Annotated in this window: 13 protein-coding genes; 3 read left to right on the top strand and 10 right to left on the bottom strand. The window is 69.2% G+C overall.

Annotated features, from left to right (window positions below; genetic code table 11):
- Window positions 1-14: 14 nt before the first annotated feature.
- The 6 genes from D7D52_RS17790 to D7D52_RS17765 all read right to left on the bottom strand — a co-directional run bounded on the left by D7D52_RS17790 (window position 15) and on the right by D7D52_RS17765 (window position 9,640).
- Window positions 15-788, bottom strand: coding sequence for a TIGR03084 family metal-binding protein (locus D7D52_RS17790; RefSeq protein WP_120737880.1), 774 nt, complete (start codon window positions 786-788; stop codon window positions 15-17).
- Window positions 789-1,108: 320 nt separating this feature from the next.
- Window positions 1,109-2,572, bottom strand: coding sequence for an HNH endonuclease signature motif containing protein (locus D7D52_RS17785; RefSeq protein ID WP_246023919.1), 1,464 nt, complete (start codon window positions 2,570-2,572; stop codon window positions 1,109-1,111).
- Window positions 2,573-2,669: 97 nt separating this feature from the next.
- Window positions 2,670-3,644 carry an alpha/beta hydrolase gene (locus D7D52_RS17780; RefSeq protein ID WP_120737878.1) on the bottom strand — a complete coding sequence of 325 codons (975 nt, stop codon included), beginning with the start codon at window positions 3,642-3,644 and terminating at the stop codon, window positions 2,670-2,672.
- A 38-nt stretch (window positions 3,645-3,682) separates the two neighbouring features.
- Window positions 3,683-4,381, bottom strand: coding sequence for a DUF6875 domain-containing protein (locus D7D52_RS17775; protein ID WP_162958381.1), 699 nt, complete (start codon window positions 4,379-4,381; stop codon window positions 3,683-3,685).
- Entirely contained in the window at window positions 4,378-8,316 is a 3,939-nt protein-coding gene (locus D7D52_RS17770) for a non-ribosomal peptide synthetase (protein ID WP_120737873.1), read from the bottom strand. Before D7D52_RS17770 ends, D7D52_RS17775 begins: the two co-directional genes overlap by 4 nt.
- 139 nt (window positions 8,317-8,455) lie before the next feature.
- Window positions 8,456-9,640, bottom strand: a complete 1,185-nt coding sequence (locus tag D7D52_RS17765) for an acyl-CoA dehydrogenase family protein (protein ID WP_120737871.1) — start codon at window positions 9,638-9,640, stop codon at window positions 8,456-8,458.
- Window positions 9,641-9,831: 191 nt separating this feature from the next.
- On the opposite strand from D7D52_RS17765, the gene D7D52_RS17760 reads away from it, so the two are divergent.
- The 3 genes from D7D52_RS17760 to D7D52_RS17750 are packed head-to-tail and all read left to right on the top strand — an operon-like array spanning window position 9,832 to window position 11,711.
- On the top strand, window positions 9,832-10,287 hold the full coding sequence (locus tag D7D52_RS17760) for a MarR family winged helix-turn-helix transcriptional regulator (RefSeq protein WP_120744206.1): 456 nt from the start codon (window positions 9,832-9,834) through the stop codon (window positions 10,285-10,287).
- Entirely contained in the window at window positions 10,284-10,706 is a 423-nt protein-coding gene (locus tag D7D52_RS17755) for an organic hydroperoxide resistance protein (RefSeq protein ID WP_120737869.1), read from the top strand. Before D7D52_RS17760 ends, D7D52_RS17755 begins: the two co-directional genes overlap by 4 nt.
- Window positions 10,707-10,718: 12 nt before the next feature.
- Window positions 10,719-11,711, top strand: a complete 993-nt coding sequence (locus D7D52_RS17750) for a zinc-binding dehydrogenase (protein ID WP_120737867.1) — start codon at window positions 10,719-10,721, stop codon at window positions 11,709-11,711.
- A 3-nt stretch (window positions 11,712-11,714) separates the two neighbouring features.
- On the opposite strand, the gene D7D52_RS17745 is transcribed toward D7D52_RS17750, so the two are convergent.
- The 4 genes from D7D52_RS17745 to D7D52_RS17730 form a co-directional block, all read right to left on the bottom strand.
- The gene (locus D7D52_RS17745; protein ID WP_120737865.1) at window positions 11,715-12,077 is read right to left on the bottom strand and encodes a DUF1304 domain-containing protein; all 363 of its coding nucleotides are present in this window, start codon (window positions 12,075-12,077) and stop codon (window positions 11,715-11,717) included.
- Between the two features lie 63 nt (window positions 12,078-12,140).
- Window positions 12,141-13,025 (bottom strand): amidohydrolase family protein, encoded by an 885-nt coding sequence (locus D7D52_RS17740; protein ID WP_246023918.1) that lies wholly within the window; start codon window positions 13,023-13,025, stop codon window positions 12,141-12,143.
- Window positions 13,022-14,053 (bottom strand): nucleoside hydrolase, encoded by a 1,032-nt coding sequence (locus tag D7D52_RS17735; RefSeq protein WP_120744204.1) that lies wholly within the window; start codon window positions 14,051-14,053, stop codon window positions 13,022-13,024. The genes D7D52_RS17740 and D7D52_RS17735 overlap by 4 nt, the downstream gene beginning before the upstream one ends.
- Before the next feature lie 60 nt (window positions 14,054-14,113).
- On the bottom strand, window positions 14,114-15,328 hold the full coding sequence (locus D7D52_RS17730; protein ID WP_120737863.1) for an FAD-dependent monooxygenase: 1,215 nt from the start codon (window positions 15,326-15,328) through the stop codon (window positions 14,114-14,116).
- Window positions 15,329-15,330 lie beyond the last annotated feature (2 nt).

Here is a 15,330-nt window from a genome sequence, read left to right as displayed (position 1 = left end):
TGTCCGCCCCTGACCTACAGGAACACGCGGGCGTTCTCCAGCCAGAACCGGGCCTCCGCGCCGACCGCGCGGAGCCCGGTCTCGGCAAGTGCTCTGCGCTGCGTGACCCGAAGACAGAAGTCGAGGGCGCTGCCGCGAACCCGTTGCCCGGCGTCCTCGGGACCCCACGTCCAGGTATCGCCATCGGGCGCATCCAGCTCGACCCGGAAAGGCCCTGTCGGAATAGGCAATTGAGCCGCATAGAACGCCAGCCCCAAACCGGCCACCCCCAAGGCCGCGATACTTCGAAGACGAGCCGTGGGACGACGGGAGACGTGCAGGGCGTCGAAAATATCCTGGCCATGAGCCCAGGTTTCCATCACCCGTAACGCCACCATGAGCGTCGCGGTCACGTCGGAGCGGAACCACGGAAACGGTTGCTCCACCGGAATATCGCGCAGTGCCGCCGCTATCTCCGCTCGACCGGTTCGCCATTCGTCCAAGAGCTCTGTCCGCGGTTTGGCAGCGCCCGCTGCGGCGTCCAGATCGGCGACTTGGCGTCCTTCCGCCGCTGCCCGGTTCGAAACGCTCTCGAACTTTTCCGGGGATCGAATTGCCAGGACGACGTTGGCATCCGCCACGGCGAGGTGGGCGATCTGATGCGCGATAGTCCAGCCTGCTGCGGCGGTCGGGGCTGACCAGTCGTCGTGTGCGGAGACCAAGGCGTCGAGTTCTTCTCCCTCGGCTACCAAGTCGGGTATCGCGAGGTCGCGCTTCACTTCTGACATATCCAGGCCGTAGTCCAGCATGGGGAATCACCTTTGGAAGTAGGAGGTGGTGTTACGGGGGATGATGGTCTGAGACGCTCGAGCTTTCACGAAGTTCTTCAGTCCCCGACGGTTGTAGAGATGAACAGATAAATGGGTCGCTTCGCCTGCCCTGCCGGACTGGGGCTGACGCCGGGGTGGGAGCCGTGACTTGCGTTCCAGCCTACGGACTGCACGGATCACCTTCTCGAGACAAAGATGAGGGAGGTCCAGTTGTGTTCTTCGGTATGGGGTTTGGGCAATGCGAGTGGCCTCACCTTTTGGTGAGGCTGTCGCTTGGGGTTGGGTGTGGCGCTGGGGAATCAGTGGCGGGTCCACCAGCGGACGGGTGGGTGGGTGCGGGCGCGGATTTTGGCGAGGGAGGCCGCGAGGAGTTCGCCGGCGTGGTGGCGGTCGTTGACGCGGGGTGTGCCGGTGGGGTCGATGTGGGGTGGGGGGATCCAGCCGGTGCGGCCGGGGTGGTCTGAGTCGTCGGGCATGACAACGGTTTTCCAGCCGTCGGGGCCGTCGTGGATGAGTGCGTGGCAGGCGTCGCAGGCCAGGGTGAGGCTTTCGATGTTGGTGGGGCCGCCTTTGGACCATTCGGTGATGTGGTGGACGGCGGAGAGGGTGGCGGGGGCGGTGCAGCCGGGGCGGGTGCAGCCGCGTTCGGCGGCGATGAGGGCCAGGCGCTGAGCGGAATTGGCCAGGCGCTCGGCGCGGCCGAGGTGCAGGGGCAGGCCCTGGTGGTCGAAGATGGCGAGGAACGGCTTGGACTTCTCGGCCAGTTGGAGGGCTTCCTCGAGGGCGACCGTGCCGCCCGAAGCGGTGGTCGCGACACCGGCGGCCGCTTCGACCTCGGCCAGGGTCATGGTGATGATGGTGGAGACGGGGAGGCCGCGGTGGGCGCCGAGGTTGGTGGGGCCCATTTCGGGGCGCAGGAAGGCGAGGAGGGCGTCGTGGTTGCGCTGGGCGGCGGTGCGGGGGTCGCGACCGGCGGCGGCAGCGAGGGCCTGGGGGTCGAGAGTGTCGGCGGTCCAGGGGCTTTCGGGGTCGTCGGGGTTGCACATGCCGGGCTGGCCGAGTTTGGCGAAGACGGGGTCGAGCAGGGCGCGCAGGGCGGGGGTGAGGTCTGCGGTCAGCGTGGACATGCCGTCGACGCCCTGCTTGCCGAGGGTGATGCCGCGGCGGCGCTGGCGGTCGACCTCCGTGGTGACGGTGCCGTCGGGGTCGAGGTAGCCGAGGATGCGGTCGCCGACCTTGGGCAGATCGTCGGGGGTGGATTGGGCGGCGAAGGTGGCCAGTTCGAATTCGGCCAGATCGCGGGTGTCGGTGTCGACCTTCGCGGGGATGCGGTCCATGATGCGGCCGATCGCGCGGGCGGAATCGGCTGAGACGAGGCCCATTTCCTGGTAGGCGGCGGTCCAAGGGAGGGCTGGGTCCAGGCGCTGGCCGGCCAGGTGGCGGACGCTCAACAGGTCTGCGGCGTTGACTCGGGCGCGGGCTTCGGCATTGCCGAGGCGCAGGGCCTGTGCCAAGTATTTGGGGACCGAGCGCAGGCCCGCCTTCTCGGGCAGGTTGCGCTCCTTGACCTGGGCGATGAAGCGGTGGTCCACGGCGGCCATGCGGCGCTTGGCGTTCTCCCAATCGCGGAACATGTCCACGAAATCGTTGTCGGTCGGGGTGCCCAATGCGTCGGCGAGGAGGACATCGGTGGCGATGGCGAGCATTTCGATGGCGTCGGCCACCGAAATGTCGCTCGCGAGAATATCCCCACCCGAATTCATGCTTCTATTCTACCGCGATAATGCGCCGCAATCACGCGAATTATCTTGCGGCAGTGGCATTTTCAAATTCGCATTCGATGGTATTTTCTTTATCTTTCTAAACTCCGAGCGCGCCCGCGAACAGCGGCCACGAATCGTGCAGATCATCCTGCCAGTACGGCCACGAGTGCGTGCCGTTGCGCAGCACCACCTGTGCGGGGATGCCCAGCGAACCGAGCCGCCCGACAAGGGAATTCGTGCAATCGCGCACGACCGACTCCATCATGCCGCCCACCGCCATCCGATCGGGCAGCGCCGCGACATTCCCCCCGACGCTCGGATCCCCGATCGCCTCGTGAATTCCCGGCAGCCCGTCCCCGGCGGAAATATAGAGCGCGAGCCCCCGCAATCGATCGGCATTGACCACCGGGTCGTGCGCATCCCACGCCGGATTGTCGTCCCCACCCCACATATTCGAGGCGTTCGCGCCGAACAGACCGAGTTCCGAACGGACATAAGCGCGAGCGGCGGCGTCCGCCGTACGCGGGCACCCACTGTACGAGCCGACCGCCTGGTACATCCCGGGCGCTTCGATGGCCAGATCCAATGCGGAGGTCGCCGACATCGACGTCCCGGCCACCGCGTTCCGGCCGGTCATCTGAAAACGGGATTCCAGCAGCGGCGGCAGCTCGTGGATCAGGAAGGTGGACCACTTGTTTCGGCCCACGGCGGGATCGTCGGCTAGCCAGTCGGTGTAGAAACTCGCGCGCCCGCCGATCGGCGTGATCACGTTGACCGGCTTGTCGGCGAAGAATTGCGCCACGTCGGTGCGGTTGGTCCACGGGCCGCCGTCCTCGCCGCCGTCCACGGCATTGAGCAGATACAGGGCCGGGGCCGAGAAGTCCGGATGCGAAACCCAGACGGGGATGGTGCGATTCATGGCCGCCGAGTAGACCGTCACCTCGTATTGGCGTCCGCCCAGCGGCCGGACATCGACGATCGCCGCCCCACCCGGATCCGCGGCGGCGGTCACGGGCACCAGGGCGGCGAGGGTGGCGATCAAGGCAACGAGGGAGCGCGACAGCCGATGCATCACTGGAGTATCCCGCTGCCGGGAGCGAATTTCGGTGATCACCGCGCGTGTTCGTCGGGCGAATGTGCCCGCAGCGCGGTGATATCGCCGGCCTCGGACTCGGGTACCCGCATGCGCTCGGCTATCGAACGGCGCAGCGGGTGCGGCAGATCGGGGGCGACGCGACTGAGGTAGGAGTAGAGCCAGTCCGTGCGCGCGGCCAGAAACGGGAAGTCGGTGCTCATCATCGAGCGCAGCACCAGCAGCGGCAGCGGCGCGTCCAGGGGGCGGAAGTCTCGATCCCACAGTCCCGGAACCGGGCAGCCGGGGTAGAACTGACCCAGCATCATGCCCTCGGCGACCACCTCGGTCTTGCGCTCCGCGTGCACCTCGTCCACCAGGTCGTGGCGGGTCAGTCCAGGGAATACCGTGACCAGCGTCAGGCCGCGCGCCTCACCCGGATTCTCTTGGCGCAGTGCCCGGTACAGGTCGAAGGCGTCGTCCACGATCCGGTGCATCCGGTCGGCGGTGAGCGAGTCGCCGCCCTCGGCGAGCCCGGCCCAGAACAGCCGCCGCGTCATGCTCTGGCGCACGAACGGGCAGACCGGGCCGGGCCGGCCGAGAGCCGGATGCGGTCGCATCAGATGGTCGCTGACCCAGCGGGTGAGGATCGGCGCCTCCGGACCCTGGCGCTCCCAGTTCGCGGCGTCCTCGTAGACGTTGAACCAGCGCACGCCGGCACGCGGTCCGCACCTCATGCACTGCCCTCGAGGTGCGCGGCCAGCAGCGGGCCGATGACCGCGACGACATCGGCGTTGGTGAGCTGCGCGTGGGTGGCGGCGACGGGATGTTCGGTGACGTTCCCGGTGACATACGGTCGCCACAGCCCCGCGTCGAGGGATTCGGTCAGGCCGCGGGTGGCGGAGAAATACAGCAGGTCACCGTCGAAGACGGCCGGACGGTAACCGGCCGACAACCGCACCCCGTCCACATAGCCGCGATGCAACCGGGTCAGCTGTTCGGCGGTCAGACCGGTGCCGAAAGACGCTGCGGCGCCCGCCAATTGGGCGGCCGCCTCCTGCGCGGTGACATCGGGCAGCTCATCGGCGTCCTCCGGCTCCTCGCCCAGGAGATGCGTGAGCAGATCGCGCATGCGGGGAATGGGCGGCGGGGGCATGTCGTCCGGGAAGACGATGCTGTCGAGCATTGCCAGGGTTGCCACCTCCGCCCCGGCCGCCCGCAGCCGGACCGCGATGGCATGGGCGATCTGGCCGCCCAGCGACCAACCCAGCAGATGGTACGGCCCCTCCGGCTGCACCCGCAGGATCTCCCGCACGTACCCGCCCGCGAGTTCGTCGATGCTGGAGACCGCTTGCGGGGCGCCATCGGTGGTGAGTGCTTGCAGACCGAACACGGGACGATCGTGAATCTGGCGTGCGAGCCCGGCATAGCACCAGGCCAGCGGCACCGCCGAATGCACGCAGAACAGGGGAGCGCGAGAACCGTTGCGGCGCAAGGTGAGCACTGTGCCGAGGGCGTCGTCGCCGGCGGTGCTGCCGTCGTGCTCGGCCAGCCGTTGCGCGAGTTCGGCCACGGTCGGTGCGGTGTAGAGCCAGCGGACGGTCACCGGGAGTCCGGTGGCCGCGGCCAGGTCGGCCGAGACCGCTACGCCCAGCAGCGAATTGCCGCCCAGTTCGAAGAAGTCGTCGTCCAGACCGACCTGTTCGGTATCGGTCGCGGTCGCGAACCGGTCGGCGACCAGTCGCTGCAACTCGGTGCCGGGGGCGCGGTAGGGCTGCTGAACGGCGGGAGCAGGGGGCAGGGCCGTGCGATCGACCTTGCCGTGGGCGGTGATCGGAAGTCGTTCCAGTTCGACCAGTCTGGCGGGTACCAGGGCCGCGGGCAGCAGGGTGCGCAGTCGGCGCACCAGGGCCGAGGTGTCGAGGTGCACGCCCGGGGCGGCGACCACGTAGCCGATCAAGCGCACGCCGCTGGGGGATTCGTCGGCGGTGACGACCGCGTGCGCGATCTCCGGCAGGGTCATCAGCGCCGCCGCGACCTCACCGGACTCCACCCGGCGGCCGTGGACCGTCAGTTGATCGTCGGCCCGCCCGAGGAACACCAGCCCGCCGTCGACCTCCGCCTTGACGAGATCGCCTGTGCGGTAAACCGTTCCGCCGGAACCGAACGGGTCGGCCAGGAATCGTTCGGCGGTCGCGCCCGGCCGGTGCAGATAGCCCTGGGCGACGCCGGGACCGCCCAGATACAGCTCGCCGGGGCTGCCCGGCGGCACCGGGTGCAGCCGATGGTCGAGCACGAAGGTCCGCACGCTCGGCAGGGCGGGGCCGATCGTCACCGGGCCGGTCGCGGTCAATGCCCGCGATTGGGTTGCCATGATCGTGGTTTCGGTCGGGCCGTACCCGTTGAACAGTCGCAGCGCCGGGGCCCATCGCCGCACCAGATCGGCCGGGCACGCCTCGCCGCCGACCACCGCGACCCGCAGATCGGGGACATCGGCGGGGGTCAGCGTCGCCAGTACGGCGGGGGTGGTGAGGAAGTGGGTGATCCGTTCGGCCTTCAGCAACCGGGTGAGCTCGGCTCCGGCGACGACACCCGGGGGCTCGATGACCAGGCGTGCGCCCGCCGCGAACGCGGCCAGCAATTCCAGCAGGTGGGCGTCGAACGACGGTGCGTGCGCGTGCAGCACTCGTGAATCCGCGCGCACCCCATAGTGTTCGACGAGGTAGTCGGCCAGCATCCCCAGCCCGCGATGGGTGACCACCACGCCCTTCGGGGTGCCGGTCGTGCCGGAGGTGTAGATCAGATACGCCGGATGGGCGGCATGCAGCGGACGCACCCGATCGTCGTCGCCGACCGGCGCGCCCGAACGGGTATCGACCTGTGCGCGCAGCCCGGGATCGTCGAGTTCCAGCCAGATCGGCTCCTCGGGCAGGTCCGCGTGCACGGCCGACACCGTGATGCCCACGCGCGCACCCGAATCCGCGGCGACGGTCCGCAGCCGCCGGACCGGATCGGTCGGATCGACCGGGACGAACGCGGCCCCGGCCTTGGCGATCGCCCACACCGCCAGCACCGACTCCGCCGAGCGCGGCACCGCCACCAAGACGAAACAGCCCGGGCCCGCCCCGGATTCGATCAGCACCCGCGCCCACCGCGACGACAGCTCGTCGAGTTCGCGGTAGGTCCAGGTGCGCGCCCCGTCCTGCAGCGCGATGGCGTCCGGGGTGGCGGCGCCGGTGAGGTTGGTGCGCAGCAGATCGGGCAGGAGCGCGGCCGCGGCCGGTCCCTCCATCAGGTCGGCCTCGGTGAAGTCGATGGCGGGGACCGGAAGTCGCGGATCGGTCAGGAATCGGTCGAGGTACTCCAGGAACCGCGCGTGATGCCACGCCAGCGTCTCCCGGCTGTACAGCGCCGGATTCGCCTGCATGTCAAGGGTGACCGTGCGCTCGTCCGGTCCGAGCTGATACCCGTTGACCAGCAGATCCTCCACCGGGCCCAGCGACAGCAGCCGCACCTCCGCCGCGAGCGGTCCGATCCGCGGCTGCTCGATGAACCGCAGCATGTTCACCACCGGCCCGAAACTGCCGCGCACGGCCTGGCTTTCCCCGTTGTCGCGCAACATGTCCTCGTAGCGGTAGCGCTGATGCCGCAGCGCGCCCACCACCTTGGCCCGCACCTGCTCGATGACCTCCGCACCGGTCGCGGCCCGAACCCCGGTCAGCCGCAACGGCACCACGTTCGACACCGTGCCCGCCGAGCGGCGCAGCGCCGCGGTCGGGCGCGCGGGCACCGGCAGCGACAGCACGATCTCGTCGGAGCCGGTCATGCGCGCCAGATAGCAGGCGAACGCGGCGATCATCAGTTCGGGGAACGCGATTCCGGCGTCCTGGCGCAGCGTGCGCAGCCGGTTGGCGACCGATGCGGGGACCGCGGCGGTGAGCCGAAGCGGTTGGGGCGCGGGCGGCGCGGGCGGGCCCGCCAGGCGCGGGGGCTCGCTCATGCCCGCCATCTCCCGCGCCCAGTATTCGCGATCGGTGGTCGCGCGGGTCGAGGCCAGATACGTGCGCTCGTCGTCGAGAATGTCGGCGACCGTCAGGAAAGGCGCAGTGACGGCGGGCGCGCTGCTCGGATCCAGTGTGGCGCTGTAGAGTTCGGTGGTCCGGCGCAACAGCGCGGCCGCGCCCAGTCCGTCGAGCACGATGTGGTGGCTGCGCAGATACAGCAGATGCCGCTGCGGTTCGAGCCGGTAGACGGTGGCGACGGTCGGCGCGTCCGCGAGCAGATCGACTGGCGCGCACCGGTCGCGGTCCATCAGGGCCACGGCGGCGTCCATCGGATCCGCGTGATCGGTCAGGTCCACGAAATGCGCGGGGGCGAACGCGTCCTCGTCCAGGTACTGGCGGGGGTAGCCGTCGACCAATCGGAAACGCACCAGCGGCGACTGCAATTCACGAGCCGCCCGCGCCCCGCACTCCTGTAGTAACTCCCGCTGCAGCGTTCCGGTCAGCTCGAGATACAGGGCGACCGTATTGGGCACGCCGGGAAACAGTTGCTGGGCCACCCACCACCGCAATTGGGCCACGGACAGCGGGAGATCGGTATCCGATGCGGCCTCGGAGCGCGGGGTCGTCTCACTACGGAGTGCTGTCCCGCCGTCGCCGGACCGTACCACCGGGCCTCCTCGCTGCGAACCAACCGCCAGGAATCGTTCGCTGGCCAACCTACGGCATGAGCCGGCGTCGCGGGCCGTAAGCAGGGCCGGTCGGCGCGGAATCGATGCCGCGCCGACCGCCGGGATGTGCGCGGCGAGCTCAGATCATGGCCCGCAGCGGCCCTTCCGGCTCGACGCCCATGATGGTCAGCGCGGTCGAGTGATACAGCGAGCCGGGCGTGTGAATGGCATGCTGCAGGCCGACATGCGCATCGCGCCAGAAGCGCTGCATGACGTTCTGCCGCCGCACCGCATTGCCGCCGGAGCGCGCGAAGATCTCGTCCACCGCCGACACCGCCCGCCACGCGCAGCGAACCTGATTGCGCCGCACCAGGGAACGGTCCTCGAAGGTGATCTCCGCACCGGCCGCGGCCTTGTCGTAGAGCCGGCTCACGCCGTCGAGCAGCTGAGTGCGCGAGGCCGCGATATCGGCGGCCGCCTCGGAAATGGCCGACAGCACATACGGATCGTCCTTGATCCGGGTGCCCATGGCCGTGACCCGGTCGCGCTGGTAGTCCAGGTGCGCCGCGAGCGCGCCCTCGGCGATGCCGACCACCGCGGCGGTGATGCCGAGCGGGAACATGGCCCAGAACGGCAGCCGGTACACCGTTTCGGTGCGGCCCGCGCGCTCGGCGGCGATCTCGCCGGCGGCGACCGCGTCGCTGTCGATGGTCCGATACGAGGGGATGAACGCGCCGTCGACGATGACGTCCTTGCTGCCGGTGCCCTGCAGCCCGATCACATCCCAGGAGTCGTCGACGATGGTGTAGTCCCTGCGCGGCAGCACCACGTGCATGACCTTCGGCGGCATGAGCGGTTTGCCGTCGGCCCCGGCGGTCAACGCGCCCAGGAAGATCCAGCCGCAATGATCGGTGCCGGAGGAGAACTGCCAGCGTCCGCGCAGCGTGTACCCGCCCTCGACCGGCGTCGCGACACCCTGGGCGGCGTACGGGGACGCGATCCAGGTGTCCGGGTTCTCGCCCCACACCTCGTTCTGCAGCCGCCGATCCATCAGGGCCATCTCCCACGGATGCACTCCGCCGACGCCGCACACCCAGCCGGTGGATCCGCAGTGCTTGGCCACGGCCATGACCGCCTCGGCGAAGTCGCACGGATGCGCGGCGTAACCGCCGAAATCGGTGGGTTGCAGCAGCCGCATCACCCCGGCCTGACGGATGATCTTCACGCTCTCGTCGGAGAGCTTGCCCAGCCGCTCGGTCTCCTCGGCGGTCGCGGCCAGCCGCCCCGACAGCTCCTCGATCCGGCTGACTACCTCGTGCGTCATCGCAACTCCCACAGCATCGACGGGCCCACTATTGGAACACGTTCTAGCGGGAAGGTATCGCCATTCCGGTAGTCCATAGGGGAAATTTCCGGTGATCGGTACCCGGGCTTGTCCACGCAGCGGCGGCGGTGTGACACACGAGACGGCCAGAAAGATTGTGCACAATTTAATTGGGGGCTATGTTGTTGGACATGGCAGAAGAGCAGGCACTGGAGAACCAGCTGTGCTTCGCGCTCTACGCGGCTTCACGAGCGATGACCGCCATGTACCGCCCCCAGCTCGACGCACTCGGCATCACCTATCCGCAGTATTTGGTCCTGCTCGCGCTCTGGCAGCGCGACGGCCGGACCGTGGGCGATCTGTCCGCCGCCCTCGAACTGGATTCGGGCACGCTCTCCCCGCTGCTCAAGCGGCTGGAGGCGGGCGGGTTCGTGGCGCGGCGGCGCTCGGCGGCCGACGAACGCCGGGTGGAGATCACCCTGACCGAGCGCGGACGCGAACTGCGTACGGCCGCATGCCATATCCCGGCCCGATCCGCCGAGATCAGCGGCATGACCCTGGACGAACTGTCCGACCTTCGCACGACCCTGCGCCGGCTCACCGACGCGCTGACCACCCACACCCGACTCGAGGAGAACGACCGATGAGCGTGCTCTACACCGCAGAAGCCCTGGCCTCCGGGGACGGCCGCAACGGCCACGTCCGCTCCGACGACGGCAAGGTCGAATTCGACCTGTCGATCCCGAAGGAGATGGGCGGCAACGGCATCGGCACCAACCCCGAACAGCTCTTCGCCGCCGGCTACGCGGCCTGCTTCCACTCCGCGCTGCGCACCGTCGCCCGCGCGACCAAGGAGAACGTGGACGATTCCGCGGTCGGCGCGAAGGTCGGCATCGGACCCAACGAGACCGGCGGCTTCGGGCTGACCGTCACCCTCGAGGTGTCGCTGCCGCACCTGTCGCTCGACGCGGCGCGGGCGCTGGCGGACAAGGCGCACCAGGTGTGCCCGTACTCCAATGCCACCCGCGGCAATATCCCGGTCGACGTGATCGTGGTCGAGGACTGAGGGGAGACGATCATGCGTGCGGTAGTCATCGAAAAGTTCGGCGAGCCTGCCGAAGTCCTCACCGCCGGTGAGCGTCCCGTGCCCGAACCCGGCCCGGGGGAGGTGCGCATCGCCACCGCCCTGGCCCCGATTCACAATCACGACCTGGCCATCATTCGCGGCGTCTACGGCTACCGGCCGGAGCTGCCCGCGGTTCCCGGCACCGAGGCCGTCGGCCGCGTCGACGCGCTCGGCGCAGACGTCACCGGGCTGGAAGTCGGTCAGCGCGTGGCGGTTTCGGGTGTGCAGGGGGCGTGGGCGGAGTATTTCGTCGCCAAGGCGGGCGGCGTGGTGCCGATGCCGGACTCGGTGTCCGACGACACCGCCAGCCAGCTGCTGGCCATGCCGCTCAGCGCCTTGATGCTGCTCGAGGATCTGAATGTCGAAGCTGGACAGTGGATCGCGATCAATGCCGCCAACGGCGCGGTGGGCCGGCTGCTGAACCTGCTGGCCCGGGCGCGTGGCGTGCACGTGCTCAGCCTGGTGCGCAGCGAGTCCGCGGCGAAGTCGTTGCGGGAACTGGGTTTCGAACCGGTGCTCGACACCGAGTCCGGGGACTGGCAGCAGCGGGTCGCGGAGGTGACCGGCGGTGAGCCCCTGGTGCGGGCCGTCGACCAGGTCAGTGGCAAGGCCGCCAACGATCTGCTGTCGGTGCTCGCGCCGCGCGGTGAACTCATCACCTTCGGGGCGCTGTCGGGTCAGCCGATGACGCTCGGCACCGGGCCGCTCATCTTCAAACAGGCCGTGGTGAAGGGTTTCTGGGGTTCCAAGCGGGCCGAGGAGATCGGCGGCGACGAACGCCGGCGGCTCATCACCGAACTCGTCACCCTCGCGGCGAAAGGCGAGCTGGATCTGGCCGTCGAGACCGCGTACCCGCTGGAGGACGCGGCCGAGGCCGCCGCGGCCAGCGAACGCCCGGGCCGCAACGCCAAGATCGCGCTCAGCGTCGCGGGTCGGACCGCCTGACCGCTACCCGGCGATCAGCACCGCGGCCAGGGTGATCGCACCCGGCAGCGCCTGGGCGAACAGGATCCGGCGGCTGGCGGTGGCCGCGCCGTAGAGTCCGGCCACCACCACGCAGGCCGCGAAGAAGATCTTCGCGGCCTGCCCGACCGGATCCGAGGCGATCAGACCCCAGATCAGGCCCGCGGCCAGAAAACCGTTGTAGAGGCCCTGATTCGCGGCCAGCGCCTTGGTCGCGGCCGCGAACTCGACGGTGGTGCCGAAGCTGGCGCGCACCCGCGGCGTGGTCCACAGGTACATCTCCATGACCAGGATGTAGACGTGCAGCGCGGCGAGCAGTCCGACCAGGATCTCCGCGACCAACCGCATGAGCGACCCGCCTTCCGTTGAGGTACCAGCCGATACTCGAGGTGCTAGCCAGTAATCGAGGTGCTAGCCGATATTGAACACGCTCGCGGCGTTGTCGTGGCAGACCGCGCGCAGCCAGTCGTCGCCGAGTTCCAGGCGTTCCAGCGCGAACAGGGCGTGACCGTACGGGTAGGGGATGTTGGGGAAGTCGCTGCCGAACAGGATGCGGTCGCCCAGATCGCGCACCCGGGGCAGTTCGGCGCGCGGGAAGTCGTCCGCGTCGAAGAAGTCGGTGAAGTTCATGGTGGTGTCGAGCAGGACACCGTTGTAGGACTCGGCGAGATCGAGGAACTCGCTGTACTCGGGTGTGCCCATGTGCGCGATGATCGGGCGTAGTCGCGGGAACCGCCGCAGCAGTTCGATCATCGGCCCGGGACCGGTGAATCGCCCGGCGGCGGGCCCGGAACCGCAGTGCATCACCACCGGGATGCCCGCGTCCTGGACCATGCCCCACACCTCGTCCAGCCGCGGATCGGCCGGGTGATAGTCGCCGACCTGGATGTGCAGCTTGAAGATTCGGGTGCCGCCCTCGATCGCCGCGCGCACGTAGGCGGGCGCGGTGGGCTCCGGATAGAAGGTCGAGGTGTGCAGGCAGTCCGGGGTCCGGGCGGCGAAGTCGGCGGACCAGTCGTTGAGCCAGGCCGCCATCTCCGGCTTGTGCGGGTAGACCATGGACGTGAACGCGCGAACCCCGAAGCCCCGCAACGTCTTCAACCGCACTTCCTCTTCGTCGCGGTAGGTGATCGGCCACTCGCGATGCCCGATCAGCGGCCCGGCGGCGTCGAAGTAACCCCACACCTTGCGCAGTACCTGCTCGGGCATGAAATGGGTGTGGACGTCGATGAGGCCCAGCAGGCCGAGACGCTCGCGGAAACCGGCGATGTAGTCGAGATCCTGTGTCTCGCTCACCGCCGGGCCTCGCCGTCCGCGAACGCGACACGCGCGTACTCGCCGATCCGGTCGACGAGCCGCTCGAAGAACTGCTCGGGATCGGTGGCGACCACGATGTCCGCGTTGGGTTCTCGCCCCCACATGCCCGCCCAGTCGGCGACGGTGGTGGCGCGGGTGATCGTCCCGGTCAGCTCCACGTCCACGGTCGCGGGCTTGGTGATGGCCAGGCTCGGGTCCAGGGCCACCGCGGCGGCGAACGGGTCGTGCATGTGCGCGAGATAGCCCTGGTCGTAGAGCTTGTGGAAGTCGAAGTAGAAGCGCACCGCGTCGGTGAGGAACCGGATCAGCGGATTGCTTGCCGCCGACCGCGATTCGGGCGGATCGGTCTCGCTCACCAGCTCGATCGGGGTGCTGCCGGCCCGCTCGGCCAGCCGCACCAGATGCGCGGGCTTCATCTCGATGGTCTCGGTGATGTCCAGCGCGCACACGATGGGCCGGCGGTCGGCGGGCGCGGCGGAGAAGGCGTCGAAGACCTCCTTGGCCGCCTCCGGGTCGACGTGCACGTTCCACTCGTTGGTGGGGGTGGTGTTGCCGGGATGGTTGAACGCGCCGCCCATGATCACCAGCCGGCGCAGCAGTTGCGGCAGTTGGGGTTCCATACGCAGCGCCAGCGCCAGATTGGTGAGCGGGCCGGTGCACAGTCCGACGATCTCGCCCGGATGCTCGCGGACCAGATCCACCCACAGCTGCGCCGCCGACCGGTCGGACACGGTCCGGGTGGTCGGCGGCAGCTCGGCGTAGCCCACGCCCTGCGGTCCGTGCGTGTCCTCGGTGGTGCGCAGCGGCACCGCCAGCGGCGCCAGCGCGCCCTGGGCGACCTCGAGCTCGGGGGCGCCCACCAGCTCCAGCAGCGCGAGATTGTTGGCGGCCACCTGCGGCGCGGGCACATTGCCCGCGCTGGAGGCGATTCCGACGATCTCGGCCTCGGGGGAGGCGAGCAGGTAGAGCAGCCCGAGCGCGTCGTCGATGCCGGTGTCGTTGTCCATCAGGATCTTCTGCCGCACGGAGTCGAGGGTAGCGGGCACGGTGGCCGGGTCCCGGCCGGGTTATCGGTAGGTCGGCAGGACGTAGTCGGCGGTGGCGGGGGCGAAGAGCTTCTTGGTCAGCGGCAGCATGGCCTTCGAGGTCATGAGCCGCCAGTTCATCCGCGCCATGGCCGTACCGAAGCGGGTGGTCGGCAGCATCATCTTGATCCCACCGCCCGGCAGTTCCTTGGCCTTGTCCAGGAACGGGGTGAGCAGCTCCTGATAACGGGCCTGCGCCCGGCCCAGATCGGTTGGCGTGGAGGCGATTTCCCCCGCGAGGAGATATGCGCCCACGATCGCCATGGCGGTGCCCATCCCGGTCAGCGGGGAACCGCAGTAGCCGGCGTCGCCGAGCAGGGTGACCCGGCCCGCCGACAGTTCCGGCACATCGATGCGCGCGAGCTGATCGAAGTAGAAGTCCGGCGTGCCGGCCATGGCCTCGAGGATGGTCGACGCCTTCCAGCCCGCGCCCGTGAGCGCTTCGCGGATGCGCGCCTGCTGCGCCGCCGGGTCGCGGCGCAGCGCCGGGTCGTAGTCCTGGCGCAGGGTGATGATGGCCTTGGAGGTGGCTGGGTCGCGGTCGGGGCGAATCGCGAAGGAGGCGCTGGGGATATTGCATCCGGTCAGCCAGCCCGGCTCGGCGTCGGCGGGGGTGGGCATGGTGAAGAAGGCCATGTAACCGCCCAGGTGGGTGGCGAACTGCTCGTCGGCTCCGAAGACCAGGCGGCGGGTGGCCGAATGCACGCCGTCCGCGGCGATGACCAGCTCGAAGCGTTCGGTGCCGCCGGAGGCGAAGGTGACGTCCACGCCGTCGGCGTCCTGGACGAGATGCTCGATCCAGTCGCCGTAGCGGTAGTCCAGCGGGCCGTCGAGGTCCGCGATCTGGTCCAGCAGCACCTGATTGAGGTCGCCGCGCGAGATCTCGATCTCGGCGGCGGGGCCCTCGCCGTCGAAGCTGGCGACGTCGATGCGGGCGTAGATCTTGCCGCTCTCGTCGACATAGGCCCAGCCGCGCTCGTCGACCCGCAGCTTGCGGATGCCCGGCATCAGGCCCAGGCGCTCGGCGACCTCGCGGCTGGCGGTGCGCAGATCGACGGCCTGGCCGCCGGGCCGGGGAGCGGTGGCTCGCTCGACGACGGTGGTGGCGGTGCCGGCCCGAAGCAGTTGCAGGGCAACGGTATTGCCGGCGATCCCGCCGCCGACGACGAGGATGCGGGGGGTGTTGGTGGTGGTCATGT

Source organism: Nocardia yunnanensis (assembly GCF_003626895.1).
Taxonomy (GTDB): domain Bacteria; phylum Actinomycetota; class Actinomycetes; order Mycobacteriales; family Mycobacteriaceae; genus Nocardia; species Nocardia yunnanensis.
Note: the sequence above shows the minus strand (reverse complement) of the source record. Positions and strands in the feature narration are given on the sequence as shown.

Coding starts and splice junctions, on each gene's coding strand:
- D7D52_RS17790 (WP_120737880.1), bottom strand. CDS start 788: ATGCTGGACTACGGCCTGGATATGTCAGAAGTGAAGCGCGACCTCGCG.
- D7D52_RS17785 (WP_246023919.1), bottom strand. CDS start 2,572: ATGAATTCGGGTGGGGATATTCTCGCGAGCGACATTTCGGTGGCCGAC.
- D7D52_RS17780 (WP_120737878.1), bottom strand. CDS start 3,644: ATGCATCGGCTGTCGCGCTCCCTCGTTGCCTTGATCGCCACCCTCGCC.
- D7D52_RS17775 (WP_162958381.1), bottom strand. CDS start 4,381: ATGAGGTGCGGACCGCGTGCCGGCGTGCGCTGGTTCAACGTCTACGAG.
- D7D52_RS17765 (WP_120737871.1), bottom strand. CDS start 9,640: ATGACGCACGAGGTAGTCAGCCGGATCGAGGAGCTGTCGGGGCGGCTG.
- D7D52_RS17760 (WP_120744206.1), top strand. CDS start 9,832: ATGGCAGAAGAGCAGGCACTGGAGAACCAGCTGTGCTTCGCGCTCTAC.
- D7D52_RS17755 (WP_120737869.1), top strand. CDS start 10,284: ATGAGCGTGCTCTACACCGCAGAAGCCCTGGCCTCCGGGGACGGCCGC.
- D7D52_RS17750 (WP_120737867.1), top strand. CDS start 10,719: ATGCGTGCGGTAGTCATCGAAAAGTTCGGCGAGCCTGCCGAAGTCCTC.
- D7D52_RS17745 (WP_120737865.1), bottom strand. CDS start 12,077: ATGCGGTTGGTCGCGGAGATCCTGGTCGGACTGCTCGCCGCGCTGCAC.
- D7D52_RS17735 (WP_120744204.1), bottom strand. CDS start 14,053: ATGGACAACGACACCGGCATCGACGACGCGCTCGGGCTGCTCTACCTG.
- D7D52_RS17730 (WP_120737863.1), bottom strand. CDS start 15,328: ATGACCACCACCAACACCCCCCGCATCCTCGTCGTCGGCGGCGGGATC.